Here is a 16858-nt window from a genome sequence, read left to right on the forward strand (position 1 = left end):
CCAGGTTCTCTACCCAGTTCGAGTGTTGTCGCATGTCGTGTTGCAACTTGCAGGGGTCGGTGACGCTACGTTGTGGCAGTGCTCACCGAGGGTGTTTCGCCGGGGTGGCGAGTGTGCTTCGCCGATCCTGAGCGCCGCTGGCCGCAGTTCTCCGATCCCGTCTCGGCTGAGTTCGCCGCCCGGCTGCCGGATCTGATGCGCGCTCACGGGCGGCGGCCCGGGCAGCCGTTCCTGCTGGGGCCCGGTGGCAGGCCGGACGGGTGGGTGAACGCGTTCTTCACGACGTACCCGATGACGTCGCGGGACCCGGACACCTGGCGCAAGTACGCGTATGCGCTCGGGCTGTGGCTGAACTTCCTGGCGATGCGAGGGCAGGGCTGGCAGCAGGCGGTGCCTGCCGATGTGGAGGCGTTCAAGTTCTGGCGGATGGCCGACCCGGCCAATCCGCAGCGGGTCGCGGCCGGGACGCTGAAGGGCGACCTGGTGACACTGAACGTCTTCTACGACTGGGCCGCGCGCCACCACGCGGTGGCCAGCCCGGTGGAGATGCGCGAGGTCCGCGCTCCCGCCCCGCGCGGATCGGTGGAGGAGATCGCGGCCGGGCCGGTGGGGATCCGCAGCCGGGACGTGAAGTGGTTCACCCCGGCTGGCTACCGGCGCTGGCGCGACCTCGGACTGCGGGGCTTCGGCCTGGACGGGCTGGAGAACCCGCGCTGGCGCGGGCGGGGCGAGCAACGTGACGCCGCGTTCGCCGACGGGCTCTTCGAGACCGGTCTGCGGCTGAGTGAGTGGGCCAGCGTGCTGGACATCGAGCTGCCGGGGGATGATCCGGACCGGGCCTTCACGACGCGCTGGCTTGCGGACGCCTGCGCCAAGGGTGGCCTGGGCCGGCGCTACTGGCTGCCCCGAAGCGCCCTGCTCGGGGTGCTGTCCTACAGCGAGGGAGCCCGGGCCCGGGCGGTCCGCCGCGCTCAGCGGCACGACCGGTACGCGGCGGCGCCGGGCCGGCTCGTGGTCGAGCGAGTCCACGCGAACCGGCGCCTGACCGTGCGCGACGCCTGCGGAATCGTGAGCTCGGTGTCGCTGGACACCTTGGACCCACAGGTGCGACAGCGGCTGTTCCGAGAGGGCGAGGCGGGGCTGGAACCGCTGGCGCTGTGGTTGAACGAGGACGGGTTGCCGCGTGATCCGCACGGCTGGCAGCACACTTTCACCACCGCCAACGCCCGGATCGCCGCGCACGGGTTGGAGGGGTTCTCGTGTTCGGCCCACCGGCTCCGCCATTCCTTTGCCCTGCGCTGGTATTCGGTGGGCAAGCTCCTCTACGACGCCCGGTTCGCCCACCTGGACCGTGAGGAACTGCGGGATTTCCGGGTGCAGTTCGGCGACACCTGGCAACTCGTGCAGACGATGCTCGGCCACCGAAGCGTCACCACCACGATGGACGTGTACTTGGAGCCCTTTCGGCACCTGGACGTCGAGTTGCTGCTGGAGCAGACGGTCGGCGTCCCGGTCGCCGCCCTGCTGGAGCAGGTCTGGCACCAGCACCCCAAGGTCGCAGTCGACCCGCTGGCCTCCCGGACCGGGCCCGGATTCGCGGAGATGCTTCGATGAGGGGCCGACCGGCCGCGCTGCCGGCGCCGGGCTACCAGGCGCCGGACCGGCTGGTGCTGGACGAGGGCCGCTGCACGGTCACGTTCACCAGCGAGGACGGACGCGTCAGCCAGGACTACGACTTCACCTGCATGCCGGTGGACCGGGAGTTGCAGGTCGCCTTCGCCCGGGCCTTCGACCGCCGCACCGGGCCGTCCGGCACCTGCAAGAGCGTCAGCTCCGCGAACGGCTGCTACTACGGGCTGCGGACCTTCGCCCAGTGCCTGTCCGGCCTGCCGTTCCCGCCGAGCCGCCCGGACCAGCTGCGGCCCGCTCACCTGGAGAGCTACCGGACCAAGTACGCGGGACAGCGCACGCTCGCGCAGCGCCTGGGCGGCGTCAAGCGGACCCTGCGGGCGGTCGAGGGCACAGACGATGCCTTCACCTCGGCGCTTCGCAGCGGCGGGATCACCCGGGACCGCGCCCCGAAGGTCTCCAGCTACAGCCCCGAGGAGTTCCGGCGGATCATGACCGCCGCCCGCAGCGAGGCCCGCGCCACGGCGGCCCGCATCCGCGAGCACCGCGAACTGGTCGAGCAGTGGCGGTCTGGGACCATCGACCGCGAACTGGATTCGGAACGCTGGCAGTTGGGGCAACTGCTGGACCACGTCGAGACCACCGGCGACGTCCCGCGCATGCACCGCAGCAACGGCAACAGCTACCTGCCCTACGACCTCGCCAAGCGCTGGACGGTGCGCGACCTGATCCCGATGGTGCTTCTCACCTGGCGTGACGCCATGCCGTTCCTTGTCCTGCTGGTCGGCCTGACCGGTCAGAACGGCGGCACGATCATCGACGCCCCGGCAGCCGTGCACCGCCCGGACGGAGGCGTCGGCGGCACCGCGAACGGCATCGTGGAGCTGGTCAAGCCCCGACGCGGACACCGCAGCCACATGCCGGTCGTGCTGGCAGACCTGCCGGACTGGCTCAGCACCGGCGAGCGCGACGAGGAGACCGGACCGAGCCTGAGCACACGCGATGAACTGCATACCCCGCTGGGCGTCTTCCTCCTGACGCGCGAACTGACCGAGCCCGTGCGGCGGATCACCGGCAGCGACCGGCTGATGGCGGTCCGCGGGCGCAAGGGCTTTCGCGTCGGCCGACCATCCGGGGCCGGCCTGCTCGGCACGGCGGTCGCCGCCTGGAGCCGGCGCGCCGGACTCACCTCCATCTCCCCGACCGGGTCCGCGATGCCGCGCGAGGGCGAGGTCAGCCTGCCCCGGCTGCGGCTGACCGTCCTGGAACAGCGGCAGCAGGCCATCGCGCACACCGACCAGGTCCTGGCGAACGAGTACCTCGGACGAGACCGCGGGAACATCACCGCCTACCAGCAGCTGGTCGCCCGGGTCCTGGACGACCAGGTCGTCCGGGCCAGGGCCAGCGCGCTGATGCCGGTGCTGACCGCCGCCGACCTGGAACTCGCCCGCGAGCGCCCCGGGGACGTCGCCGCCCGCTACGGAGTGGACATCCCGGTCCTCAAGCGGATGCTCGCCGGAGACCTGGACACCGTTCTCGGGGCCTGCACCGACCACCGCGGCGGCTCCCACGCGCCGCCCGGTCAGCCCTGCCGGGCCTCGTTCATGCGCTGCCTGGACTGTCCGTGCGCCCGCGCGACGCCCCAGCATCTGACGGTGCAGATCCTGGTCCTGGACGGCCTGGACTCCCACCGCGCCGAGATGCCGCCGGCCCGCTGGGCCCAGCGGTTCGCGCTCCCGCACGCGCAACTGGCCGAACTTGTCTCCCGGCATCCGCCCGCCGCCGTCACCCACGCCCGCGACGAGGCCACCAGCGCCGACCGCCGCCTGGCCGAGCGGTTCCTCGCCCGAGAACTGGACCACACGTGACCGCCGAGTACGCATCCGCGCCGCTGGACTCCGCCGATGGTCTTCCCCGCCCGGGGACTCCGGTCCTGCTCAACCGTCCGCTCAGGCCCGGCACGGACGCCACCGGCCTGTCGGTGTTCGGCGAGGAACGCTGGGAGTTGACGCCCGCCCTGTTCGAGGAGCACATCGCGACGACCAGCCTGAACTTCGCCCTGATCCCCGCACCGCTGCGGCTGATGGCCAAGACCTACGTCTGGCAGCTGCTGAACTGCCCGAAGCCGCCCGCTCTGCGACGCTTCACCCGCACCCGCCTGGCCGTCCGCTCGATCGTGTCGCTGTTCTCCTCGCTGACCGTGTTCCTGGTCTGGCTGGACATCCGCGGCATCACCGCGCTGGCCGACGTCGGCCCCGATGACCTGGACGCCTATCTCGCCGACCTGCTGGAGGGCGGCACATCCCGCGACACCTTGGGCGAGCGGATCATCACCGTGCGACGACTGTGGGCCTGGCGCCAGGTGCTGCCGGCCCGCGACCGGCTCCCCGAGGCACCGCCATGGCGCGGAGCGGACGCCGACGAGCTGATCGGACGCAAGCGACGCGCCGGGGAGAACCGCACCCCGCGCATCCCGCCGGCGACCATCGACCGGCTGATGCTGTGGTCCCTGCGGTTCGTCGAGGACTTCTCCGCCGACATCCTCGCGATCCGCGACGAGTACGCCGCCCTGGCCCCACGCAGCTTCACCGACCGGCACCACCACGGCGGACACGAAGACCCCCGCACCCCCGAGGCGTTCCACGCCGACCTGCAGGCGCTCCTGCAACGCACGGCCCGCGACCACACGGCACTGCCGGGCAAGCCCGGCCCCGACGGGCACCCGGTCCTGGACCGGCAGCACCTCGCCCGGCTCCTGAACTGCCCCACCCACTGGCTGGACCGCACCGCGAACAAGGCGGCACTGGCCGCAAGCGGCCTGCCCATCGCTGACGCCGCCTACCTCAGCGCCCCGATCCACTTCCAGCTGGACGGCCAACCCTGGCGGCCCAGGCCGATCACCTTCGCCGAGGCCCCGCACCTGATCAGGAATCTGTCCACGGCCTGCGCGGTCGTCCTGGCCTACCTGTCCGGCGCCAGACCCGGAGAAGTTCTCTCCTGGCAGCGCGGCTGCGTGCGCCATGATCCAACCGCCGACCTGTGGCTGCTGCGGGGCCGCAAGTGGAAGGGAGCGATCGACGAGAACGGAGACAAGAAACCGCAGGGCGAGGAGCGCACCGATCCGTGGGTCGTGGTGAAGCAGGTCGCCGACGCGGTGACCGTGCTGGAACGGCTGCACGACCGGGATCTACTGTTCCCCACGACCCTGTTCGACACCCGGGTCGCCGACTCACTGGCCCAGAAACGGCTCGGCAAGGCCCGCACGACCCAGGTCCTCGCCCACCACATCGACCTGTTTACCGCCTGGATCGACGACTACTGCACGGCCACTGGCCGTGACGAACGCGTCCCGCCCGACCCCAGCGGCCGCCAGATCTACCCCGTCCGCTTCCGCAGGACCCTGGCCTGGCACATTGTCAGACACCCGCGCGGCCTGGTCGCCGGCGCCATCCAGTACGGCCATCTCCACGTCCGAGTAACTCTCGGTTACAGCGGGACCTACGCCTCCGGCTTTCCCGACGAGCACGCCTTCGAGACCTGGCTGCTACGGCTGGAGGAACTCGCCGACGCCGAGCATCGCCTGCGCGCCGGCGAACACGTCAGCGGACCCGCCGCCCCCACCTACACCCAGCGCGTCCAGCAGGCGTCCCGGCAGTTCGCCGGCCGCGTCCTGACCAGCACCCGCCAGGCCCGTGACCTCCTCGACAACCCAACCCTGCAGATCCACGAAGGCAAGGGCATGACCTGCGTCTTCGACCCTGCGAAGGCCAAGTGCCGCCTGGGCGGCGACGAGCACGTCCGGCGCACCCCGGACCTGACGGACTGCCAGCCCGGATGCCAGAACATCGCCCGCACCGACCGCGACATCACCGTCCTGCGCAGTCAGATCGCCGAACTGGAGGACCTCGTGGACGACCCGCTCAGCCCGAGTCCCCGCCAGGAACGTGAGCGCCACGAACTGGCCCGGATCGCCGCACTCGTCGCCGACCACGACCGGACCCGGCCGGTGACCACGTGACATCCACCGCCGACGCAGACCGAGAGGCCATCCGGGCCGCCGCCGACCGGCTGCTGGACGGCATCCCCCTACGGTCCACCGGCGAACTCACCGTGGTCCAACTGGCCGCCGAGGCCGACGTCAAGCGCTGGCTGCTGACCCATAAGCACCGTGACCTCGCCGAGCAATTCCAGGCCCGCGCCCGGCTCCTCGCCGGGGACCCGCCGCCGATCGCGGCCCTCAAGAAGAAGATCGGCGACCTCGAAGACGCCAACACCCGGCTCAAGGCGGCGGAAACCGAGCGACAGGCGCTGACCGAGTTCTACGCGCACGTCATCAATGAACTGTCCGTCGAGCTCGACCGCGTCACCGCTGAACGCGACGACCTCCTTGGCAACGTCCGTTCCATCGCTACGGCGCCCAGCCACAGGTCCCTACGCTGAACTCTTGCCAGAATCGCCGCCCGCTTCTTCGATTGCTGCCGTGATCCTGCGCAAGCACCAGTCCGAATTTTTGATCAACTCCGATTCCCACAGGCGCAAGATCCGCCAGCCTGCCTTCTCCAAATATTTATCCTGGGCCCGGTCTTTGCTGATCGTCAGGGCGACGGTCGGGTGAGGTGCCTCGCCTGCCTTGGCCGCTGTGAGCCCGTGCCAGTAGTCGCCATCCGCTTGGACGACGAGCTGGCGACCGGGGACTGCCGCGTCAACAGTCCAGTGGAAGAGGCGGTACTGGGATTCCCATGCTTTCGGTCCGACCGCACGGTCCATCAGTTCATAGAGAATCCGCTCGCAACGCGTGGGTTCCTTTTGCTCCAACTGCTTGGCCCGGATGACGGCTAGCCGTTCCAAGATCGCTGGATCTTTGGCTTGGTTGAGTTTGTAGCATTCCCGGCCGCAGAATCGGCGTTCCTCGATCGTCTTGGTATGGATGAGAACCATGACTGCCCCGCAGTGCTCGCAGGGCCGTTCCTCTCGGAGCTTGTCAGCGGCCTTGCATTCGTCCGAGCAGTAGCTCTTCCGGCCGTCCTCGATCTTCGACCGATGCACTCGAACGTCATCACCACACCGCTTGCATGGGGTCAACATCGTGCCCTCAAGCGTCTTGGCGGCACCACTGCAAGCCATGGAGCAGTACTGGCCGCGGCCGTTGTCTCGGTAAGCCACCTGCTCGGGCACCACAATCAAAGGCTTGCCACAGTGTCCGCATGGACGTTCGACTCGATCCATTCGTGACCCGAGACGGGCGCAGTCAGTGGAGCAGTACAGGCCCTTGCCGCGGACGACCTGAGACAGCCTCTTCTTGAACGTGGTGCCGCACTGCTGACACCCGCGAGACACAACACGTGCAGCAGTCTTGGCTTCGTGATAGCACTTCGAGGAACAGTACTTGGCGCCATTCTTCAGTCGGCTCGGTGGCAGGTGAACGTCTTCGCCACAGTTCCCACACTTGATCGTGACCAGCATCCGATCAGCATGCACGAGGGCACTGACAGTGGGTGCCCGGCGACTGTCGCTCCGTCAACTCACCCAGAGGTCGGATGGGCCGAGCCTCCGGCGGCCCCCGGAACTCGTTGAGCAACACCGCCAAGCTAGCGAGAGAACCCAGGACGTTCAGGTTGGCGTGGCGAAGCGGGGACAGCCGGGCCACGTCCTCGTCCACCACCTGGTGCTCGCGCTGCTCGGCCGGCAGCGCCCGCAGTTGCTCGACGGCGGCGTCCAGGTAGCGGGTCGTCCACAGCACCGCGGCGTTCAACACCAGGCCGAGCGCGCCGAGCTGGTCCTCCTGCCCCGACCTGTACGCCTGCATGATCTGCCCGCGCTTGCCGTGGCAGATGTCCCGAGCGAGCTTGTGCCTGGACTCCTGCACAGTGAGCTGACGGTTCATTTGCCGCCGGTAGGTGTCGTCCACCGGATCGACCACCCGCAGCAGGTGCAGCGTCTTGCCGATTCGCCCATATTCGGCGAACGCGGTGCCCAGCGGGGTGGGGCGGCCCTCGCGGCCGAACATCCGCAGCAGGTCGTAGGCGCGTACCTGCCCGGTCACCAGGGAACCGGCCACCCGCAGCATGTCCGGCCAGTGCGTCACCACCTTGCCCAGGTTGACCCGGTTGCGGGCCAGCGGCTCCAGCACCCCGTATTCGCTGCCCGGCGCCCCGGGCAGCTCGGCCCGCCAGAACCGCTGGTCGGCCAGGTCGCGGAAGCGCGGCGAGAAGTTGTAGCCGAGCAGCGAGAACAGTCCGAACACCATGTCGGAGTAGGAGGCGTTGTCGGTGGCAACCATCTCCGGGCGGGCGCCGGCGTCCAGGTTCAGCAGGGTGTCCAGGATGTGCAGCGAGTCGCGCGGGGTGCCGGGCACCACCATCTGCCCGATCCCAGCAACCTGGTCATTTACAGCATTTAGCCATGTAATACCCCTTTTGAAGTGGTAGTACTTGGGCGAGGGCCCGGCGCTGATCGTGCGCTTCGGCACAACGAACCGCAGCCCGTCCACCGAGGCGAGCAGGCCCTCGCCCCAGTGCGCGACGATCGGCACCCGACTCTGGGCGGTGATCAGCGCGGCGTTCGCCGCGGCGATGGTGTCGGCCCGCAAGTAGTACTGGTCCACGTGCACCAGCCGGGCCCGGGTCAGCGCCTCGTCGTCCGCGTCGATGACCGGGGTGTAGCCGATGTTGCATGCCTCGGCGACCAGCAGCGCCACCAGCGAGGTCTTCACCCTGTCCATCCGGGGCCGGCCGCCGTCCAGGTGGACGAAGGCGTCCAGGAACCCCGTCCAGGAGTCCACCTCGAACAGCAGGTCCGGCAGGTCGATCCGCGGCAGCATCGCCCCGGTGGCCCGACGCAGCCACCGCAGCGACTTCGACTCGCCCAGCGCGCCGAGCCGGTCCACGTTCAGCTTCAACCGGCCGTTCGGCTGGACCTCGAAGCTGAGCTTCGCGTCCTGGCCGGCCTCCGCCAGGCGCTCGGCCATCAGCCGCCACGCCGCGTCCAGCGCCCGCACCCGCTCGGCCAGGTGCTGCTCGACCGGCTGATCCAGGCTCAGGCCGTGCAGCACATCGGCCTGCACCGCCTCCCACTGCGGCCCGTCCAACAGCCGCGCCCTCGGATCGGACCAGCGCGCAGACGGGGAGGCGAACACGTCGCGCCGCCCGAGCGCCCGGTAGAGCTGCTCCAGCACGCACACCACGTAGGCGTCGCGGTCCACCGCGCCCTGCGGCAGGTCGGGGTTGGAGTACACCGCCTTCTTCCAGGCCGGCGGCACCAGCTTCTGGTCGATCTCGCGCGGCAACAGCGGCTTGGCCTTCACCTTGCGCCTAGCCAGCGCCGGCAGGCGCTTGACCGCCTCCAGCACCCGCCGCCCGCCGGAGGCCGCCCCCAGCGCGCTCGACTCACCGAGCAGCGACAGGAACGGGCGCACCGTGTTGTAGCGGCCGGCCAGCGCACGGCGCATCTCGGCCTCCGCCGCCTCGTCGCCCGGCGGCAGCAGCTCGTCCAGCAGCCGCGCCGCGGCCTCGACCTCGGAGCGCGGCCCCACCTCCTCTTCCAGGGCCCGGTACATCGCCGCCGCGTCCAGATCGGCGCCCGCCTCAGCGACCAGGTCCAGCTGCCTGCTCCACAGCCGGTACGCCGCCTGCACGGTGCGCGACGCTCTCGCCAGCCGGGGCCGCGAGGCCAGCCAGTCCTTGTCCGTGGCCCGCTTCGCCGCGCTCAGCAGCTTCACCTGCATCAGCAGCGCGAACACGTCCAGCGCGTCGTCGATCGCCGACGCCTCCAGGTGCCGCACCACCAAAGTCAGCAGCGCGGTGCGCTTCGGCTCCGGGGTGCGCTGCAGGATTGGCGCCTTCGACCCCAGCCCGACCCTCGCCAACGTCGCCAGCCGGTTCGGCGGCACCTTGTCCACCCTCACCCGGCCCAGCCGGAACGCGGAGATCTCCTCCACCCGCTCCAGCGCCTTCGCCATGCTGGTGCCGGTCGTGCGCGTCGGAGGCCGACGCAGCCGCTCCAGCTCCGACACCCGCCGCCCCTGCGGCACCTCCAGCAGCGCCGCCAGGTCCCCGGGCAGCGCGCCGTCCGCCCGCCGGGCCGCGTTGGCCACAGTGGCGTGCAGCCGGTCCTCCGCGACCTTCCGCACCGCGGCGACCTGCTTGGCCAGCACCGAGACGCCCGGCAGCAGCACCCGGTGGCGCCGCAGCCACCCCACCGCCTGGTTGAACAGCGCCACCGGCCCCTCGGCGTGCGTCCAGGCCCGACCGTGCAGGAACGTGCGGAACTTCCGGCCCCACTCGTGGTCCTCGAACGGGTGGTAGCCGTAGGCGTCCCGGATCTCCCAAGCGTGGTCGTACGCGGTCTGCCGGCGCTCGGCGTACCGCTTCACCACCGACGGGTCCTCGATCCCCAGCTGCACGGCCAGGTGCTCGGTCACTGACCACGGCACGTCCAACGGGTCGTCCAGCAGGAACCGGCCCACGTACCGGACGGTACACATCTGCACCGCGAAGCCGAGCTGCTGGTGGGGTGTGCGCCGCAGCGCGATCAGGTCCCGATCCACGTCGTCCAAGTAGAAGAACCGCTCCAGCTCCGGGCGGGTCGGCTCCTCCACGAACCGTCCGTACGCCTCGGCCTGCTCATCAGTTAAGAACTCAACCGGCACGCGGCGCAGGGTAGCCGGGCCGGCGCTGGATCAGTGAGCCGTCACCCGAACCGCTGCGCGAGTGTCCCGCACCGTGATAGAGGCGCCCGCTCCATGATCAATCTCATCGATAACCACGGTTCCATTGATCCCCGGGGCCGGATCCGGCGGTCCTCGCCCGTCAGGTGGACGGCGATCGCGCCGGTCTGCAGGAGTACGAAGCCGATGGCCGCGGCCGGCGCCAGCGAGACGGCGATGCCGGTCAGCGGCGGCAGGATCAGGCCGATCGCGCCGAGTATTTCTACCGTCCCCAGCGCCCTGAGGGCCGGCAAGGGTATGCGGTCGGCCCAGGCCATCATCGGTCGGAGTTGATCAGGGCTGCGGATCACCTTCAGCGTGCCTGCGTAGAAGTAGAAGAGCGCGAGCAATCCCGCGACGATCCAATAGGCGATGTTCATGGTTCCCGTTCATGGGCCACCGGTTCACGGGGACCCGTCGATTGCGTCGCTTGCCGGAACAGCCCTGGTGAAGGTCCGGTTTGTCGTAAGAGGGGCCGGCCCGGACGTCGGAAGGCGCCAGCGCCCCCGCCCTGCCGGTCGGAAGGACGGTGGCCGGGCCGGGCCGTGCTGCACCGTCGGCTTCAGGCGGGGTCGGTGGCGGGCTCGGTCGCGTAGCGGGCCATCGCGTCGATGTTGGCCTGCGGCGTCAGCGGCCGGCCGCCGGCGAGCACCTCCTGGAGGTCCCGGAAGTACTGCACGTACAGGTCGGGGGTGAAGGTGCTGAGCATGACGGCGGGTTGGTCGGTCACGTTGGCGAAGGTGTGCGGGGTGCCGGGCGGAACCATCACGAGCGTGCCCGCGGCGGCGTCGTAGTCCTCGTCCCCGACGGTGAACCGCACGGTGCCGGAGAGGATGTAGAAGCCCTCGTCGTGCTGGCCGTGGCGGTGCTGCGGCGGCCCCTGGGTGTGCGGGGCGAGGACGGACTCGGCGATCGCGAGGCGGTGCCCGGTGTGGCTGCCGTCCTCCAGGACGCGCATGCGCGTGGTGCCCAGAACGATCGTCTCGCCGTTGCCGGGACCCACCACCGACACGGCGGGATCGGTCCGCGGCTCGCTGCTCTTCGCGTCTTCGGTCATGCTCACAAGTGCACCGCCACGGGCCTGCCGGTGTCCAAGACCCATCCCGCGGCGCCGATACCCCATGGGTATCGTTGCAGCGTGGAGCTACGCACCTTGCGCTACTTCGTGGCGGTCGCCGAGGAACTCCACTTCGGCCGGGCCGCCACCCGACTGCACATGAGCCAGCCACCGCTGAGCCGGGCGATCAAGCAGTTGGAGGCCGATGTCGGCGCCCTGCTGTTCACCCGCTCGCCCACGGGCGTCACCCTCACTGCGGTGGGCTCGGTACTGCTCGACGAGGCACGGGCCCTGCTCGACCACGCCGACCGCGTCCGGGTCCGCGTGAGCGCGGCGGCCGGCGTCGCGACCCTCACCATCGGCCTGCTGGGCGACGGCACCGACCCGGGAGTGACCAGGCTGGCCGCCGCCTACCGCCGAAGCCACCCCGGCATCGACATCCGCATCCGCGACACCGACCTGACCGACCCCACCTGCGGGCTGCGCGCCGGACTGGTCGACATCGCACTGACCCGGGCACCGTTCGACGAGACCGCCCTGACGATGCGTGCACTGCGGACCGATCCGGTCGGCGTGGTCCTGCGCGCCGACGATCCGCTGGCCCACCACGACGGGCTGCGCCTGGCCGACCTGGACGACCGCCGCTGGTTCCAGTTCCCGCAGGGCACCGACCCCATCTGGCAGTCGTACTGGAACGGCGGCAGGCCGCGCGAGGGCCCGGTGGTGCGCGCCGTCCAGGAATGCCTGCAGGCCGTGCTGTGGAACGGCACGGTCGGCCTGGCCCCGCTCGGACACGACCTGCCCGCGGAGCTGGCCGTGGTGCCGCTGATCGACATGCCGCCGAGCCGAGTGGTGGCGGTGTGGAACGAGGGTGACACCAACCCGTTGATCCGATCCTTCATCGAGACCGCGACAACCGCGTACCGCCACTGAGCACCAACAACCAGTGCTGCCACAGCCCGTGAACAACTCGAAGGCCGTGACCCCAGGGACCGCCTACCCAGAGTGGTGAACAATCCGCTACTCCTTCACGCGTACGAGCCACGTGGACGTCGCTGTCGGGCAATACCTCGTCCCGAGCGGAGCAGCGGTGCCGCCGCAGCTACGGCAGGGTCCGGAGACCGGGACCTCGGGCGTAGGCGCAGGTGCAGTTGCGGTGCGAGCCACCACGCTGCCGCCCCGCACCTGCGACTGCCTGGGGAATGCCAACGTGCCGCGTCGAGTCGGTCGGTGTGGCGGTCGGTCAACTGGTCGTCGTCGCGAAGCCGCTGCCGGGAGCCGCGCCGTTAGGGACCGGCAGATCAAGCCGGTCCCCTCACGGCCCCGCAGTGCCGTCAGCTCGTCTTCCAGGCGAGCGGCTTGCCGTCCTTGTCGATCCACAGCAGGTACGTCAGCGGCTTGTCGGCCGGCGCCAGGTAGATCGCGCACTCGTGCTCGCTCTGGCCCTTGACGAAGTCCTTGCCGCCCTGCGGGACATCGCTCTCGCACTTGGGGAAGCTGCTGAGCAGGTCGACCTTGCGGGCCTGGGCGGTGTCGCTGACCATCGCCCGCAGCTGCCGGTTGAAGTAGGGCTCGAAGATCCCGTTGCCGCCGGTGTGGGTGTAGGTGACATTCACGTAGTACGGCGTCTTCCCGGCCATGTCCTCCGGCTTGAGGAACTTGGCCAGGTCGCCGATGTCGCCCTTGACCACGCTCGTAGGGCTGATGCTGAGGGAGATATCGCCCTTCTCGTTGTCGGGGTAGGTGCCCTGGGCCTTCGCTCCGACGGCCAGGGCGCTCTGGAAGCGGCCGCCCGCGGTGGCACTCGGACTCGGGCTCGCGCTCGATCCGGCCTGAGCGGGGGCAGAGGCCGACGGCGTGACGGCCGGCGCGGTCGTGCCGGTCGTGCTTCCCGCCGAGGCGGCCGACGACGGTCCGGCGGCGGGGGCGTCAGCGCCGCTCTGGTCCGGTCCACAGGCGCTCAGCAGCAGGACGAGCGCCGCGGTCGTCGGCACGGCTGCGCGCAGCAGGAGGTCGGTACGCATGCAAGGACTCCGTTGAGGGTGGGGACGGGACGGCAGGAGCTCTGACGGAGCCGACTGCCGTGGCGGATGGTCGGACCCGTCAGACAACTGCCCGTAGCGACTTCGTCCTGGACTCGCCGCGACGTGAGCCGGCAAGCCGGGAGGCGGGAGAGACGGTGGCGAGGCGCGTGCTCGGAGTCGCTGCTGGGCACATGCCCCCCATGCTCCGGCAGCCACAGTCGGGCCGGCCTGAGTACGGGTACTCAGACTGGTCCGTGCAGCTACTCGATCACGCCTGTACAGGCAGCCGGCCACCGGACCGGTTGGCCGCGCTGTGCCGCGCCCTGCCGCGCAGTGCCGCGCCGTGGCCTGGCCGGAAGGACGCCTGCGCGGGTGGCCGACTGGCCGCTTGACTCGCCCCGATCGGGTGACGGGTGACAGGGCGACCACCGTGCCCGCGCTCACCACTGCTGGGGCGCCAGGCCCAGGTCCTCCTGCTGCCGCCGCCAGGCGTCCGGCGCCGATGCCGGCACCCAGCCGTGCACCTGCGCGGGCTCGACGTACAGCACGTTCCGGATCCCGTTGTGCGGTCCCCACCCGACATTGCCCGTCACCGGCACGAAGGCGCCCGGAGGCACGTGCCAGCCGTTGAACCACGCGTCCTGCACGGCGCCGCCGTCACACCACCGGATGCTGGCCTTCGATCCCCGTCGAGCCCGCTGATAGACGTTCACCACCTGCAGCAGCCGCGCGCCCGCCGACCGGCGAGCCTCCCGCTCACGCACCAGCCAGGCCCACTTCGCGGCCAGCGCCTCGCGCTCGCGCCGACGCCGCCTGGCCGACACCAGGACCGCGATGAGCACGGGAGCGCCGACCAGGAGAAGAACCGGAAGATGCGGAGGAACGCCGTTCATGGCCACACCCCTACCGGCAGGGCACCCGATCGACAGCCGCGAAGGCGCACTGCGCTCCTACGACGCCGTCCGCGCCGAACTGCCCCGACTGCGCGCGCTCCTGGACGACCCGCACGGGGAAGTCCGCACCAGGACCGCCTACCTACTGGGCTGGTTCCCCGAGGAGTCCGCCCAGAGCACGCCTCCGCTCCTTCGCCGCCTCGAAACCGAGCAGGACCCGAGGACGGCCGCCACCGTCCTGCTCGCCATCGGCTTCCTCGGAGAGCGGGCGACAGCCGACCGGCTGCGCCCCCACCTGGACGCCGAACACCCGCTGCTCCGCTGGGCCGCCGCCACCGCACTGGCCCGCCTGTTCCTCCTGCCCGCCGACCCGCTCTCCGACCCCCAGCTGCTGGAACGCGTCGTCGCCGAACTCGTCAACGCCTCCATCGCACCCGCGCCCGAACCCCGCACCGACCACAACGACGACGGCCCCCACCACTACACCGCCCGCACCCTCCTGGCACTCGGAGACCTCACCGCCGACGACGCCCAGATCCTCATCGCCATCGCGCACTGCCTCGGGTTCATGGAGGCCCGCACCATCCACGGCTTCGCCCCGCACCTGCTGCGCACCGCCTTCGAACCGGTCGGCGACGCCGCCTTCGCCGACCTCACCCCCGCACAGCAGGCCATCCTGCGAGTGGTGGCCGACCGGCTACCCGCCGACCTGTACGACCACTGGGTGACAGGCTCCGGAGTCCGCGACGCACTGTCCGCCCTGGACCTGCCCGACTCCCGCCCCGCACTGCGCGCCTATACCGGGCTGCCTCCCGTCGACGGATCCGAACCGCGCGACGACAGCGGCTGCACCTGCCCTCAGGAGGACTGAGCGCGTGCGCGAGGAGGGCGCCACGGCTCAGTGGATCCCGAAACCGTCGCGGTCCCGGCGACCGATCACGGCCTGGCCGACCGCACACCCGCCCTTCCGCCGCCGAACTCCCCAACCCGCCGCGAGACCGCCGCGCTGATCGGCGGTGAGACGCCATCGACCGCGGGCGCGTCCGCCTACGCGAGGACTGCCGGACAGAAGACCCTCTCCAGCCCGGGCCAGGGCACGGATAGAGTCGTCGCAGCGGCCCCGGACCGGGGCGCACCACGGAGGAAGAGGGTTGGAGGCCGGGTCATGTACCTCAAGAACGTGCGGGTGCGGAACGTTCGCGGGTTCCGCGGCGCCCGTGAGGTGGACCTCGACCTGACCCGGCCCGACGGCTCGTACGCCGGGTGGACGGTGCTGGCCGGCCGCAACGGGTCCGGCAAGTCCACTCTGCTGCGCGCCGTCGCCCTGGCGGTCAGCGGCCCGAGCGCGGCACGCGGGCTGGTGACCGGCTTCGACTCGTGGATCAGCGACGAGCGGTCGCAGGCGGTCGCGGAGGTCTGCCTCCACCCGGACCCGTCCGAGGACAGGTTCACCACGGGGCGGCCTGCGGCCGGCTCGTTCTGGGCGGGACTGAGGTGGACCGCGCCGGACGCCGCCACCGCGGCCGGCCGGCATGCTCAGCCGGCCCTGAGCTCGGTGACGTACAAGAAGGCGCCCACCGCCGCTCAGCGCGGGCCGTGGTCGGACAACCCGGTGGGCTGGTTCTGCGCGGGCTACGGGCCGTTCCGCCGCCTCGTCGGCGGGTCGGGGGAGATCCAGCGGCGCATGGCGGGGTCGGGCGCCGTGGCCCGGTTGACCAGCCTCTTCCACGAGGACGCCTCGCTGGCCGAAGGCGTCAGCTGGCTCATCGAGCAGCACCTGCGGTCCCTGGAGAACCGTCAGGGCGCAGCCGAGCTGAAGCGCACCGCCCTGGAGATCCTCGGCGACGACCTCCTGCCCGATGACTACACCATCGGGGACGTCGACTCCGACGGCCTGTGGGTCGCCCACGGCGGCCGGTCGTTCGCCCTGCGGGAGATGAGCGACGGCTACCGGACCGTCGCCGCGCTGGTAGTCGACATCCTCAAGCAGCTCCACGACACCTACGGCGCCCTGCGCGTCGACCGCGAAGGCGGCCACCCCGTCGTCACCGTCCCCGGCGTCGTGATCATCGACGAGATCGACGCGCACCTGCACGTGTCCTGGCAGAAGCGCATCGGGGGGTGGCTCAAGCAGCACTTCCCGCTCGTGCAGTTCTTGGTCACCACCCACAGCCCGTACATCTGCCAGGCGGCCGACCCCGCCGGACTGATCCGCCTGCCCGGCCCCGACGTCGACGAAGCCCCCGAAGTCGTGGATGCGGACCTGTACGACCGGGTGGTGTTCGGCAGCGGCGACGACGCGGTGCTGTCCGAGCTCTTCGGCCTCGACACCCCGTACTCGCAGCGCGCCGACGAGGCCCGGGCCCTCCTGGTCGCGCTGGAGATGAAGATCGTGGCCGGCGAGGCCGATGAGCAGGAGCGGGAGCGCTACCGCCGGCTGAAGCGGACGCTGACCAGCTCGCCGTCCGCCCGGGTCGACGAGGTCGCCGCACGGCTGCACTCCCTGACCGGGCACGTCGCGTGATCCGGCTCCGGCGGCTCCCCCTGCCGG

General features: G+C 70.8%; 13 protein-coding genes. 7 read left to right on the plus strand and 6 right to left on the minus strand.

The window, feature by feature from the left end; translation table 11 throughout:
- The first annotated feature begins 291 nt into the window (after window positions 1–291).
- The 4 genes from ACIG5E_RS33145 to ACIG5E_RS33160 are packed head-to-tail and all read left to right on the plus strand — an operon-like array spanning window position 292 to window position 6069.
- Window positions 292–1614 (plus strand): site-specific integrase, encoded by a 1323-nt coding sequence (locus tag ACIG5E_RS33145; RefSeq protein WP_396539844.1) that lies wholly within the window; start codon window positions 292–294, stop codon window positions 1612–1614.
- Window positions 1611–3497, plus strand: coding sequence for a hypothetical protein (locus ACIG5E_RS33150; protein ID WP_396539846.1), 1887 nt, complete (start codon window positions 1611–1613; stop codon window positions 3495–3497). Before ACIG5E_RS33145 ends, ACIG5E_RS33150 begins: the two co-directional genes overlap by 4 nt.
- A complete protein-coding gene (locus ACIG5E_RS33155) occupies window positions 3494–5647 on the plus strand; it encodes a site-specific integrase (protein ID WP_396539848.1) in 2154 nt (717 codons plus the stop codon). Before ACIG5E_RS33150 ends, ACIG5E_RS33155 begins: the two co-directional genes overlap by 4 nt.
- The gene (locus tag ACIG5E_RS33160; RefSeq protein ID WP_396539850.1) at window positions 5644–6069 is read left to right on the plus strand and encodes a hypothetical protein; all 426 of its coding nucleotides are present in this window, start codon (window positions 5644–5646) and stop codon (window positions 6067–6069) included. Before ACIG5E_RS33155 ends, ACIG5E_RS33160 begins: the two co-directional genes overlap by 4 nt.
- On the opposite strand, the gene ACIG5E_RS33165 is transcribed toward ACIG5E_RS33160, so the two are convergent.
- The 4 genes from ACIG5E_RS33165 to ACIG5E_RS33180 form a co-directional block, all read right to left on the minus strand.
- Window positions 6061–7092, minus strand: a complete 1032-nt coding sequence (locus ACIG5E_RS33165; protein ID WP_396539852.1) for a DUF559 domain-containing protein — start codon at window positions 7090–7092, stop codon at window positions 6061–6063. The genes ACIG5E_RS33160 and ACIG5E_RS33165 overlap by 9 nt on opposite strands.
- Before the next feature lie 4 nt (window positions 7093–7096).
- Window positions 7097–10276 carry a Tn3 family transposase gene (locus tag ACIG5E_RS33170; RefSeq protein ID WP_396539854.1) on the minus strand — a complete coding sequence of 1060 codons (3180 nt, stop codon included), beginning with the start codon at window positions 10274–10276 and terminating at the stop codon, window positions 7097–7099.
- Window positions 10277–10317: 41 nt separating this feature from the next.
- Window positions 10318–10713, minus strand: a complete 396-nt coding sequence (locus ACIG5E_RS33175; RefSeq protein ID WP_396539856.1) for a DoxX family protein — start codon at window positions 10711–10713, stop codon at window positions 10318–10320.
- A gap of 182 nt (window positions 10714–10895) precedes the next feature.
- The gene (locus tag ACIG5E_RS33180; protein ID WP_396539858.1) at window positions 10896–11390 is read right to left on the minus strand and encodes a cupin domain-containing protein; all 495 of its coding nucleotides are present in this window, start codon (window positions 11388–11390) and stop codon (window positions 10896–10898) included.
- Between the two features lie 81 nt (window positions 11391–11471).
- On the opposite strand from ACIG5E_RS33180, the gene ACIG5E_RS33185 reads away from it, so the two are divergent.
- Entirely contained in the window at window positions 11472–12323 is an 852-nt protein-coding gene (locus tag ACIG5E_RS33185; protein WP_396539860.1) for a LysR family transcriptional regulator, read from the plus strand.
- Between the two features lie 401 nt (window positions 12324–12724).
- On the opposite strand, the gene ACIG5E_RS33190 is transcribed toward ACIG5E_RS33185, so the two are convergent.
- Both ACIG5E_RS33190 and ACIG5E_RS33195 read right to left on the minus strand, forming a co-directional pair.
- Window positions 12725–13414, minus strand: coding sequence for a hypothetical protein (locus ACIG5E_RS33190; RefSeq protein ID WP_396539862.1), 690 nt, complete (start codon window positions 13412–13414; stop codon window positions 12725–12727).
- Between the two features lie 440 nt (window positions 13415–13854).
- A complete protein-coding gene (locus ACIG5E_RS33195; protein WP_396539864.1) occupies window positions 13855–14307 on the minus strand; it encodes a hypothetical protein in 453 nt (150 codons plus the stop codon).
- Here ACIG5E_RS33195 and ACIG5E_RS33200 point away from each other — a divergent pair.
- A complete protein-coding gene (locus ACIG5E_RS33200; RefSeq protein ID WP_396539866.1) occupies window positions 14306–15178 on the plus strand; it encodes a HEAT repeat domain-containing protein in 873 nt (290 codons plus the stop codon). The two genes, ACIG5E_RS33195 and ACIG5E_RS33200, sit on opposite strands and share 2 nt — an antisense overlap.
- Window positions 15179–15472: 294 nt before the next feature.
- Complete coding sequence (locus ACIG5E_RS33205; RefSeq protein ID WP_396539868.1) at window positions 15473–16831, plus strand: AAA family ATPase; 1359 nt, start codon at window positions 15473–15475, stop codon at window positions 16829–16831.
- Window positions 16832–16858 lie beyond the last annotated feature (27 nt).

Source organism: Kitasatospora sp. NPDC053057, from assembly GCF_044546945.1.
Lineage (GTDB): Bacteria > Actinomycetota > Actinomycetes > Streptomycetales > Streptomycetaceae > Kitasatospora.

Coding starts and splice junctions, on each gene's coding strand:
- ACIG5E_RS33145 (WP_396539844.1), top strand. CDS start 292: ATGACGTCGCGGGACCCGGACACCTGGCGCAAGTACGCGTATGCGCTC.
- ACIG5E_RS33150 (WP_396539846.1), top strand. CDS start 1,611: ATGAGGGGCCGACCGGCCGCGCTGCCGGCGCCGGGCTACCAGGCGCCG.
- ACIG5E_RS33165 (WP_396539852.1), bottom strand. CDS start 7,092: ATGCTGGTCACGATCAAGTGTGGGAACTGTGGCGAAGACGTTCACCTG.
- ACIG5E_RS33175 (WP_396539856.1), bottom strand. CDS start 10,713: ATGAACATCGCCTATTGGATCGTCGCGGGATTGCTCGCGCTCTTCTAC.
- ACIG5E_RS33180 (WP_396539858.1), bottom strand. CDS start 11,390: ATGACCGAAGACGCGAAGAGCAGCGAGCCGCGGACCGATCCCGCCGTG.
- ACIG5E_RS33190 (WP_396539862.1), bottom strand. CDS start 13,414: ATGCGTACCGACCTCCTGCTGCGCGCAGCCGTGCCGACGACCGCGGCG.
- ACIG5E_RS33200 (WP_396539866.1), top strand. CDS start 14,306: ATGGCCACACCCCTACCGGCAGGGCACCCGATCGACAGCCGCGAAGGC.
- ACIG5E_RS33195 (WP_396539864.1), bottom strand. CDS start 14,307: ATGAACGGCGTTCCTCCGCATCTTCCGGTTCTTCTCCTGGTCGGCGCT.
- ACIG5E_RS33205 (WP_396539868.1), top strand. CDS start 15,473: ATGTACCTCAAGAACGTGCGGGTGCGGAACGTTCGCGGGTTCCGCGGC.